The sequence below is a fragment of the Methylobacterium nigriterrae genome, assembly GCF_037106235.1.
Classification (GTDB): domain Bacteria; phylum Pseudomonadota; class Alphaproteobacteria; order Rhizobiales; family Beijerinckiaceae; genus Methylobacterium; species Methylobacterium nigriterrae.
In genome coordinates this window covers 1-329 of the sequence record NZ_JBAWTG010000653.1, presented here as the reverse complement: position 1 = coordinate 329, position 329 = coordinate 1, and the positions used below count along the sequence as shown (strand labels likewise).

Annotated in this window: 1 pseudogene; it reads left to right on the top strand. The window is 63.2% G+C overall.

What is annotated here, in order from left to right:
• Positions 1-216 precede the first annotated feature (216 nt).
• A pseudogene (locus WDW90_RS38605) lies at positions 217-329 on the top strand (DUF1194 domain-containing protein); the annotation flags it as partial.

Sequence of the window (329 nt, the reverse complement as noted above, 5' to 3'; positions counted from 1 at the left end):
GGGAGACGCGGCGACGGACGCCGTCAAAGCGCCAGGCATGCTCCTCGATTGCCCAACGCACCTGATCCCAACAACGTTCCACCACCAGACAACTAGGAGCTTCCGCCTGTCGCAGAACTATACGGACAATCCCTACGGTAGTGTCCGTAGTTGAGGAAGTGCATAGCAGTTGAGAGATGGACATCCTTTCCAGCGCTGCGTCGGCCGACGCCCAAACGCGACCATTCGACCGGGGGCCCGGCCGCCTTCGTGCTGACGGCGGGCGGCTACGGGGATTTCGCCCGGGCGCTGCGCCAGAAATTCGTGATCGAGATCAGCGCGCTGGCACC